The sequence below is a fragment of the Candidatus Nealsonbacteria bacterium CG07_land_8_20_14_0_80_39_13 genome (genome assembly GCA_002779355.1).
GTDB lineage: Bacteria > Patescibacteriota > Minisyncoccia > Minisyncoccales.
Genome location: PEWS01000026.1, coordinates 1 through 8,502, shown reverse-complemented (window position 1 = coordinate 8,502; position 8,502 = coordinate 1). Strand labels below are relative to the sequence as shown.

Here is an 8,502-nt window from a genome sequence, read left to right as displayed (position 1 = left end):
TATCCAAGATGGTAATTTATCTTGGAGAAAACCGCCATATGTGTGTGCACATTACCGATTTTACTTGACGCATGATCGATGAAAATGCTTGGATAGGGTTGTCCTCAATCATATAACAAAAGAAGGGGACAAAGGCTTTCAAAGAACTTTAAAAATTGAATTCAGAAAGAAACGAAAGCCTTGAATGAAAAAAGATGAAAACAAAAATGCCAGGAAATGAAATTGCAGTAAATGCAAAGGAAATTACAATAGGGACAGAAGAAGGAATAATCAAAGAAGTCCATGAGCTGATAAAGAAAGAGGTGGAAGAAATTGAAGATTATGAAAGAGCCAGGAAAATAGCTCCAGAAAGAGAAAAATGTATAGAAGAACAAAGGATTAAGGAAGAGGAGATCAAGCTTCTTTATCAAAAAGGGGGTGCAGAACTTGAAGTTTCAGTCGGTTTGAGATTCTGCTGTGATGGTTCTACGGACACTGATATCGAGAAGCCCACCGATAAGTGGATATTAAAGGTATCTCTCGCAGGTGTTTTGAATGATAAAGAATATGAATTTCCAGACTACGAACAGGCGAAAGGATTATTGATAAATATGGCGAAGGAAAATGGGTTTAAGGAAGCAAGGTTAGCCTACCTTAAAAAAGCCATAGATGAGAAATTGGAGGCCACGAAAAAAGATAAAAAATCGTCTGAAATTTGGGTAATAGCCTTCGTCGTATCTGCAATATTATCGGCGCTTTTATTGGTAGCTCTGAATACGCACAAGTTTTCTTCTGTCGGCTATTTAGTTATAGCCACCACTTTTGCGGTTACTTTTTTCTCGCTGTTTTCCTTACTTGCATCGTATTGTATCTTCCAAGACAGCAGAAAAGGAACAGAGCAAGCGAAAGCATTATCAAGCAAAGCTTGCCCCATAAAATAAATTTATCTTACTCGGAGTCATTGAGCTTCGAGTTTTTTATTTTTAATTCTGCAGGGCGTTCTGCCGTCCTGCAGGGCGTCCACTCCGGTAGGCTCAAATTCAAAACTGTAGACCCCAGGGGTCTCCTGTTTTCCCTAATTTTTCTTGATTAGTCGGCGGATTTGTGGTTTCATAACATCAGAAAACCTTAACAATGGCTGATACACCGAATAATTCTGATGCCGAAGGGAAATTTTGCCCCGAATGCAAGGGAACGGGAATAATCACCGATTATAAACATGGTGAACGGATATGCGTTGAATGCGGATTTGTTCTTGAGGAAAAAATGTTTGACCACGGCCCGGAATGGAGAGAGTTTCAAGGCGACAGCAGAGATACTAATCAGCGTAAACAGCGGACAGGAAACCCCATGGAAAAATCAAGGGTAAACTTTGGCATGGAAACGCAAATTGGGGACTATAGAGACCCTGCCTCCGAAGATATAAGAAGAATAAGAAAGTTGCAAAAAATAATATCTAATTCTTCCGATAGGAACTTTTCGAAAGATGCTCTGCCTGAAATCAAAAGAATGTTTGCGCGCCTTAATGTTTCTAAGGATATCAAAGAAGAGTGCGCCACCTTATATAGAAAAGCGCAAAAGGAGAGGCTCATTAAGGGATCCACCGTCGAAGCGGCTGTTGCTGCAATTTTTTATCTGATTTTTAAAAAGCGACGTATACCAAAGACCCTTAAAGAAATTTCGCAATTATCTGGCACAAATAAAAAAGAAATATTGCGTAGCGCAAAAAAAATCTCCAAAGGCTTTAGTGGTTACGGGCTTGATTTTAAGGTAATTGATCTGGCCGAATGTCACGCTCAACGTATTGGCGAAGAATTAAATTTTTCAGGAAATATTATTTCTTTGGCGAAAAAAATCTTGAAGAGGGGGAGAGATAAAGGAATTACGGGAGGAAGAAGCCCAGAAACCTGCGCCTCCATTGCTATTCTTTTGGCAGCATCAACACTTCCTGAAAATGCAGAAGAAACCAGTAAGAAAATCGTAAAACACTTGCCGATACTAAAAAGAATAAGAGATTCTCTGCTAGCGTTAAATAAAGAAATGTCGGAAGTGTTAAAGGAAATAATGTTAGAAGAACCGCAGCGCAACATAAAACAATAAGCGAGAAATCAACCTCGCTTTTTTATTTGTTGAACATTTTTTCTTCTTTTTCCACCCAATCCTTATGTTTTTCCTCAACCGAATGCCTTTCTTTGTCTATTCTTTCATGTTTTTTCGCCAGCTCTTCAGGAATTAGCCGTTTGTTTTTTGAAAGATAATCGTAAATCGCCTCCGATAAGGCGTCTATCGCTAAAATAGAACAGTGGATTTTTATCGGAGGAAGACCCTCTAAGGAATTAATGACATTATTTTTCTCCAGCTTCATGGCCTCGTCCAATGTTTTTCCCATAACTAAATCAGTGACAACGCTACTGGTGCTGATGGCGGCAACGCATCCGAATGTCTCAAATTTTATATTTTTAATTATCTCCTCTTTCTTCTTGTTTTTTCCAATTTTAATATAAAGATACATTACGTCTCCGCAGACGATATTTCCGACTTTGCCGATCCCGTCGGGATTTTTTATCTTCCCGCAATTATGCGGGTTTTGAAAATGATTGATGACTTTTTTGCTGTAGATACTCATTTTTTAAATGGAGAAATCTCTCTTAATTTTTTTATAATTTCCGGCAAAACTTTTAAGACATATTTGACATCTTTTTCTTTCGTCCATCTTCCCAGCGTCAATCGTAATGAACCATGGGCTTGTTCCGGCTTTAATCCAAGAGCCAAAAGGACATGGCTGGCTGTTAATTGGGCAGAAGAGCAGGCTGAACCGGTGGATGCGGCTATACAGGAGAAGTCAAGCTGGAAAACCAAAGACTCTCCTTCCACAAATTTAAACCAAAAATTAGCATTATTAGGAAGCCTTTTTTCGGGATGGCCATTCAAAAGAGCATCGGGAATATTTTTTAAAACCCCGCCGATAAGTTCATTTCTTAGTTTACTTATTCTTGCTCCTTCATAAATCATTTCTTTTCTACAGATATTGCAGGCCTTGGCAAAGCCAACTATTGCCGGCAAATTGATCGTTGATGGCCTTAAACCGAATTCGTGTCCGCCACCATGCAACATAGGTTCAATTTTTACTCCTTTTCTGATAAATAAGCAAGCTGCTCCTTTCGGGCCATACATTTTCTGGGAAGAGCCGGTCAACAGATCTATATTCATTTTCTTTACATCAATGGGGATTTTTCCGAGAGATTGAGCTGCATCCGTATGAAAAAGGACTCCTTTTTCATGGCAGATTTTTCCAATTTCTTCAATCGGTTCTACGGTCCCTATTTCGTTATTAGCATGCATTATTGAAACCAGAATTGTCTCTTTTTTGATTTCTTTCTCCAGTTCGGTTAAATCAATTAACCCGTATTTATCAACTTTCAACTTAGTTATTTCAAAACCCTGCTTCCCAAGCCATTCTGCGCTTTCTAAAACACAATGGTGCTCAATAGCTGATATTATAATATGATTTCCTTTATTTTTATTGGCAAAAGCAGCGCCCTTCATGGATAGATTATTACTTTCCGTAGCCGAAGCGGTAAAAATTATTTCTTCAGGCAGGGCATTCATCAAACCGGCGACAACCACCCTGCTTTCTTCCAGCGCTTCTTTCGCTTCCTGACCGAAACTGTGCAAGGACATCGTGTTGCCGAATTTTTCAGAAAAAAATGGCAACATCGCTTTTAAAACGCGCTTATCAACCGGCGTTGTCGCCGCATAATCCATATATGTTTTTTTCTTCATAAATATTTATAATTTATATTGATAACTTCGGCCCTTGTGGCGTGTCTTCCACCTGATAACCGAGTATTTTTATCTCCTCGCGCAATTCATCTGATTTTTCCCAGTCTTTTTCTTTGCGGGCTATCTCTCTTTGCCGAACAAGCTCTGAGACATTCTCGGGAATAAGGAGTTCTGTTGTTTTTTCAGCCGGTTCCAAAAGATTTAAGCCAAATACAGAATCAAACTTTTTAATCAAATTCAAAATTTGGATAGCCGTTTTCTTATCAATGCTTTCAAATTTGTTTATTGCCTTTATTAAGCTGAATAATATCGCCAGGGCATTCGGAGTATTCAAATCATCATCCATTGCTTCCTTAAATTCTTGCGAATATTCGCGGATTAAGACGTCGATTTCTCCGGCATCATTTACGCCATCTCCAGCCATATTCCCGCTAATTTGTAAATTAAGTTTTCCGACAAAACTATTTATTCTATCCAGAGAATTCTTAGCTGCTTCCAATTTCTCAAAAGACAAATCCGCTCTTTGTCTATAATGAACGCTGATGAGAAAGTAACGGATAACTTGAGCGGAGAAACCTTTCTCAAGCAAATCCCTTAATGTGTAGACATTTCCTAAAGACTTACTCATTTTCTGACCGTTTATCAGAAGGTGCTCGTTATGAAGCCAATAATTAACAAACTTTTTGCCGGTCAAAGCCTCGCTTTGGGCTATTTCATTCTCGTGGTGGGGAAAAACCAAATCAATCCCACCGGTGTGTATATCAAAAGTTTTTCCCAGATAATGCATACTCATGACAGAACACTCAAGATGCCAGCCCGGCCTTAATTTTCCCCATTTTGATTCAAAAAATATCCCTCTTTTCAATTCCTGCAGAGAGCTTCTTTTCAGCAGGGTAAAATCTCCAGGATGGTCTTTCTCGTATTCGTCCAAATCAACTCGAGCCCCGGCTTTCATCCCCTCAAGGTTAATTCCTGATAATTTTCCGTAATCTTTCAATTTTGAGATGTCAAAATAAACACTCCCTAATTTTTCATAAGCAAATCTTTTTTTTTCCAATATTTCAGTCGCCTTAATCATGTCTTCAATGAAATCTGTCGCCCGAGGGTAAGCTCCTGCTTTTTTGATGTTTAGAGACTCTAGATCTTTAAAGAATTCTCGACTATATTTTTCCGTGAGCTCTTTCAATGTGATTCCTTCTTCCCCTGAACGTTTAATCATCTTATCGTCAATATCAGTAAGATTCATTATGTGATCCACTTTATATCCGCTGTATTCCAAATATCTACGAAGAATATCAACAAAAACATAGGAACGAAAATTTCCTATATGAGCGAAACTATAAACCGTCGGTCCGCAGGAATAAAGTCCGACCTTACCCTTTTTTAAGGGTTTAAAAGATTGTTTTCCCCGTGTTAAGGTATTGTATAATTCCAACATACTTTTTAATCTTCAAATAATTTAGTGCTTAGGTAGCGCTCTCCTGTGTCAGGGAGAAGAACTACCACTAAACCATTTTTCAATTCTTTGATTCTTTGAAGAGCGACGAACATCGCCGCGCCGGAAGACATGCCAACTAAAATTCCCTCTTCATTTGCCATTCTTCTGGTTGTTTTGTAGGCGTCTTCATCGTTAACATTTATTTTTTCGTCCAAGATATTTTTATTAAAAATTCCAGGCTTATAAGCCTCCTTCATATTTTTCAATCCTTGAATTTTATGACCTAGATGAGGTTCAACGCCGATAATTTTTATGCTCGGATTTTTCTCTTTCAGAAATTTTCCTGCGCCCATCAACGTTCCGGATGTCCCCATGCCGGCTACAAAATGAGTAATTTTCCCCTCTGTCTGCCGCCAAATTTCCGGACCGGTTCCCTTATAATGAGCCAGAATGTTATCAGGATTATTGAATTGGTCAGCCAGCCAATATTCTTTGCCTTCTCTGGCCATTTCATAAACCTTCTCAATCGCCCCGTCAGTTCCCTTTTCTTTTGCGGTAAAAATTAATTCCGCGCCGAAAGCTTTTAAAATTTTCTTTCTTTCCTCGCTTACACCTTCTGACATCACTAAAGATACTTTATATCCCTTTACGGCGCAAACCAAGGCTAAACCGATTCCCGTATTTCCGCTTGTTGCGTCTATGACTATTTTTTCTTTTGTAAGCTCTCCTCTTTTTTCAGCCCCCTCAATCATAAAAAGAGCTGTCCTGTCCTTGATTGATCCTCCGGGATTAAAACTTTCCAGCTTAGCATAAAGCTGAATTTTTTTATTCGGATTTAGTTTATTTATTCTTACCAGTGGCGTTCCGCCGATCAGATCCAGAATATCGGAATGAATTTTTGTCATGAGGCCTGGAGGGGAATTGCACCCCTGTTGACGGTTTTGCAGACCGCTCTCCGGCTACTTGAGTACCAGACCGTATTTATTATTTAAACAAAAAATCTCTTTCAAGGAAAGAGATTTTTGTTTTTCTCCACCAACCGGCGGATTGCGTTTTACGCTTGAAATAATCCCTTTCCCTTAAGAGTTTTATTTAGGACAACATCCCCCGCATTTATCGCATTCATCGCAACCGCACCCTTCCTTTTCTTCTTCCTCTTTTTTTATTGTGAACATATTTTTTTTAAATTATCTTACTTAAGCCGACTATTTAAGATTATCAAATCATAATATCTTGTCAACAGGGCTTCTTTCTAGTAAAGTGATATTATCGGTAATTAAAACAATTAGGCGATCAAAAAAATTAAGCAATTAAAAAAATATGAAATTTGAAAAAATACAAATCAGGAAGACGGATATAATCTCCGCGCTCATCTGCGGTGAAATTTCCAGCTGGTTTCTTCTGTTCGTGGTAAAAAATCCCCAGATAGAAGAGTTGAAGAAATTCAGCTCCATTGAAGATTTCTCCTGGGTTCTGCCGATTATCTTTCCGATTCTTTTTGCCCTAGGAACGATCGTTGCCGGATTTATGGGAAGGTTTCTTTTCCAATTCGCCAAATTCGTGGAAATAGGAGTTCTGAATACCCTGATTGATTTCGGGGTTCTCAACCTCCTGGTCCAGATAACCGGCATCACCGGGGGCTGGGATATCGCTCCCTTAAACGCAATCTCATTTTCCTGCGCCGTAATCAACAGTTATTTCTGGAATAAAATTTGGACATTTGAAACTAAAGAAGGCAGTGGCAAGGTATTTCTCCAATTCTTGGCCGTCAGCATAGTCGGAACCATCATCAACACAGGAATTATTGTCGCCGGAACAGGCCTGTTTGCGCCGTTATTCGGACTTTCTTCCGGGCTTTGGATGAATATGGTAAAGTTAGCCGCCACGATGATTTCCATGATTTGGAATTTCATCGGCTACAAATACATCGTCTTCAAAAAATAATATGGTAGTTTTATATAGAAAATATAGGCCACAGACTTTTGCGGAAATAGTCGGCCAGGAACATGTCGTCAAAACAATCACCAATGCAATTTCAGCGGGAATGATTTCTCACGCTTATTTTTTTTCCGGACCGAGGGGAAGCGGAAAAACAACCATCTCCCGCCTCTTGGCAAAAGCTCTTAATTGTGAAAATAGAAAAGAAGGCCAGTTTGAGCCTTGCAATAAATGTAATTCCTGTCTTGAAGTTATGAACGACCGATCAATGGACTTGATTGAGATTGACGCTGCTTCCCACAGAGGAATAGACGAGATGAAAGAATTGAAAGAAGGCGTAAAATTCACTCCGACAAAATCAAAATATAAGGTTTTCATCATTGACGAAGCCCACCAATTAACCAAAGAAGCGACCAACGCTCTTTTGAAAACACTGGAAGAACCGCCGTCTCACGCTGTTTTTATTCTGGCCACCACTGAAAGCCATAAAATGCTGGCGACTATAATTTCAAGATGTCAAAGATTTGATTTCAGAAAATTGACTGTTCCGGAAATCACCGGCAGACTGGAAACGCTTTGTGAAAAAGAAAACATAAAAATTGAAAAAACAGCTCTGAAACTGATCGCTTTAAATTCAGGCGGAGCCATAAGAGACGCTGAAGGGTTGTTGAATCAAGTTCTGGCTTTTTCCGTTAAAGATGAAAAGGGAATTGAGATTAAAACCCAGGACATTAAGGAAATACTCGGATTTGTTGAAGTGAGCATCATCAGCGATTTTGTTGATCTGATCAGCCAAAAGAAAACTCTTGAAGCCATAAAATTTTTAAACAAAACTCTTGAGGCCAGTTTAGATATTGAAGAATTTTCTAAGGCGTTGATTAATTATTTAAGACAAGCGCTGATTTTAAAGATAATGGGAGAGGGGAGCGAGGAGGATAAAAATATAATTGAGCTGACGAAAGAAGATTTGAAAAAAATACAAGACCAAATAAAGAAATTTACCGAGGAGGAATTAAAAAACATAGTCAATATTTTTCTTGAAGCCGGAGGCAAAACAAAATACTCCGCCATTCCCCAGCTTCCGCTGGAGCTGGCAATCATTGACGCCGTTCATCAAATGGATAAGAATAAGCAATAAAGCATTTTGCGGGATCGTCTAATGGTAGGACACCGCCCTTTGAAGGCGGTCATCTTGGTTCGAATCCAGGTCCCGCAGCCTTGGATACTAAATGGCATAAGCGTACCTAGGGATAGGACACCGCCCTTTGAAGATTCGTCAGGTCATCCGACCTGACGCCCGGTCGAATGACCGGGCGAATCCATGTCCCGCAATGTAATAAATTTTTCTTTCGGAAAAATTTAAA

The 8,502-nt window shown here is 39.2% G+C and carries 6 protein-coding genes, 1 tRNA gene and 1 pseudogene; 5 read left to right on the top strand and 3 right to left on the bottom strand.

Features of this window, described 5'->3' with window-relative positions:
* The first annotated feature begins 194 nt into the window (after nt 1-194).
* Nucleotides 195-920 (top strand): hypothetical protein, encoded by a 726-nt coding sequence (locus COS96_01875; protein ID PIU43911.1) that lies wholly within the window; start codon nt 195-197, stop codon nt 918-920.
* Between the two features lie 193 nt (nt 921-1,113).
* Nucleotides 1,114-2,079, top strand: coding sequence for a hypothetical protein (locus COS96_01870; GenBank protein ID PIU43910.1), 966 nt, complete (start codon nt 1,114-1,116; stop codon nt 2,077-2,079).
* Nucleotides 2,080-2,101: 22 nt separating this feature from the next.
* Here COS96_01870 and COS96_01865 read toward each other — a convergent pair whose 3' ends face one another.
* The 3 genes and pseudogenes from COS96_01865 to COS96_01855 all read right to left on the bottom strand — a co-directional run bounded on the left by COS96_01865 (nt 2,102) and on the right by COS96_01855 (nt 6,105).
* Nucleotides 2,102-2,599 (bottom strand): iron-sulfur cluster assembly scaffold protein, encoded by a 498-nt coding sequence (locus COS96_01865; GenBank protein ID PIU43912.1) that lies wholly within the window; start codon nt 2,597-2,599, stop codon nt 2,102-2,104.
* Between the two features lie 2 nt (nt 2,600-2,601).
* Entirely contained in the window at nt 2,602-3,768 is a 1,167-nt protein-coding gene (locus COS96_01860; GenBank protein PIU43909.1) for a cysteine desulfurase NifS, read from the bottom strand.
* Between the two features lie 7 nt (nt 3,769-3,775).
* Nucleotides 3,776-6,105 (bottom strand): annotated as a pseudogene (locus COS96_01855) (cysteine--tRNA ligase).
* A 415-nt stretch (nt 6,106-6,520) separates the two neighbouring features.
* Between COS96_01855 and COS96_01850 the strand changes: the two are divergent.
* The 3 genes from COS96_01850 to COS96_01840 all read left to right on the top strand — a co-directional run bounded on the left by COS96_01850 (nt 6,521) and on the right by COS96_01840 (nt 8,357).
* Nucleotides 6,521-7,144: a hypothetical protein gene (locus COS96_01850; GenBank protein PIU43908.1), complete on the top strand. Its 624-nt coding sequence runs from the start codon at nt 6,521-6,523 to the stop codon at nt 7,142-7,144.
* A 1-nt stretch (nt 7,145) separates the two neighbouring features.
* Nucleotides 7,146-8,276, top strand: coding sequence for a hypothetical protein (locus tag COS96_01845; GenBank protein PIU43907.1), 1,131 nt, complete (start codon nt 7,146-7,148; stop codon nt 8,274-8,276).
* 7 nt (nt 8,277-8,283) lie between these two features.
* Nucleotides 8,284-8,357 (top strand) — tRNA-Gln (locus COS96_01840).
* Nucleotides 8,358-8,502 lie beyond the last annotated feature (145 nt).

What these genes read in the sequence shown, in the direction of transcription:
- COS96_01870 (PIU43910.1), top strand. Translation starts at nt 1,114, where the DNA reads ATGGCTGATACACCGAATAATTCTGATGCCGAAGGGAAATTTTGCCCC.
- COS96_01875 (PIU43911.1), top strand. Translation starts at nt 195, where the DNA reads ATGAAAACAAAAATGCCAGGAAATGAAATTGCAGTAAATGCAAAGGAA.
- COS96_01850 (PIU43908.1), top strand. Translation starts at nt 6,521, where the DNA reads ATGAAATTTGAAAAAATACAAATCAGGAAGACGGATATAATCTCCGCG.
- COS96_01845 (PIU43907.1), top strand. Translation starts at nt 7,146, where the DNA reads ATGGTAGTTTTATATAGAAAATATAGGCCACAGACTTTTGCGGAAATA.